Source organism: Acidisphaera rubrifaciens HS-AP3 (assembly GCF_000964365.1).
Classification (GTDB): Bacteria; Pseudomonadota; Alphaproteobacteria; order Acetobacterales; family Acetobacteraceae; genus Acidisphaera; species Acidisphaera rubrifaciens.
In genome coordinates this window covers 1-1303 of the sequence record NZ_BANB01000980.1, presented here as the reverse complement: position 1 = coordinate 1303, position 1303 = coordinate 1, and the positions used below count along the sequence as shown (strand labels likewise).

At 74.7% G+C, this 1303-nt stretch carries 2 protein-coding genes; both read right to left on the bottom strand.

The window, feature by feature from the left end:
- A partial coding sequence (locus B8460_RS19510; protein ID WP_048863295.1) for a sulfite exporter TauE/SafE family protein occupies positions 1–413 on the bottom strand: 413 nt, incomplete at its 3' end.
- A gap of 9 nt (positions 414–422) precedes the next feature.
- Positions 423–1163: a GntR family transcriptional regulator gene (locus B8460_RS19505; RefSeq protein ID WP_048863294.1), complete on the bottom strand. Its 741-nt coding sequence runs from the start codon at positions 1161–1163 to the stop codon at positions 423–425.
- Positions 1164–1303 lie beyond the last annotated feature (140 nt).

Sequence of the window (1303 nt, the reverse complement as noted above, 5' to 3'; positions counted from 1 at the left end):
GCCCAGCCGCGCCCCGACGCGCGATCCTCCGCGACCGGCGCCACCGCCCGCCGCCCCGCCGCCATCTGCCAGGCGGACAGGCCCAGGATCGCCGCGAACAGCAGATACAGCGCCCGCACCGGCACCATGCCCGCCAGCCACACGCCGCACAGCGCGCCGGACGTCGTCGCCGTCTCCAGCACCAGCGCGAGGCGGATATTCGTCAGCCCCGCGCGCAGGAACGGCGCGGCACTCGCGCAGGAACAGGCGATGACCGACACCAGGCTCGCCGCCACCGCCGCATGCAGGCCGATGCCGGCGAACAGCACCAGGATCGGCACGATGAAGATGCCGCTCGCCATGCCGAGCGCGCCGCCAAGGGCGCTCGCCGCGAAGGACGCGGCGAACAGGAACGTCACCGACGACGCGAGCATCGCGCGCCCTCAGCCCGCCGCCGGACGGCGCCGCGCGAGGCGCGTCGCAAAGCGGATCAGGTCGCCGCGATAGTGCAGCACCTCGTGATCGACCGGCTGGCCGCCCGTGGTGCGCGTCGTCCGCTCGATCCGCATGATCGGGCTGCCCACGGCCACCGACAGCGCCGCCGCCGTCGCCGCATCGGCCGCCGCCGCCTCCAGGCAGTACTCGGCGTCGATCAGCGCCAGGCCGTAACGCTCCTCCAGCAGCCGGAAGATCGGCTCGGCGGCAAGGTCGTGGTCCACGATCCGCGCCCCGATCCCGGTCGGCAGCCACGTCACGTCGTAGGACAGCGCGACGCCGTCGGCGAGGCGGACGCGGCGGATGCGCGTCACCGTGGTGCCCTGCGGCAGCGCCAGCGCGCGGGCGACGTCGGCGTCGGCCGCGACCTCGGCATGGTCGATCAGCCGCGCCGTCGCGACCCGGCCGAGCGCCGTCATGTCCTCGACGAAGCCGGTCAGCTCCGTCAGCTCCTGCGTCAGGCGCGGCGGCGCGACGTAGGTGCCGGTACCGTGGCGCACCTCGATCAGCCCGCGCGCCGCGAGGTTCTGCATCGCCCGGCGCAGCGTGGTGCGGCTGACGCCGAAGCGGGCCATCAGCGCCCCTTCCGCCGGCAGCCGCGCGCCCACCGCCCACGCCCCGCGCGCGATTTCGCCGGCAAGGCTCGCCTCCACGGCGGCATACATCGGCGGGCCGGGCTGGGGGTTCATCCGATGGTCGTGACGTCATGACGTCCCGATGTCCAGTCAGCTTTCCGTGACCGCGCGCCGGCTGGCCTGTAGCCGGTCCGAGCGAAATGTCGGCGCCGGCAGCCCGGCGCGGCGCCTCCGTACCATGTCCGGACAGGGCG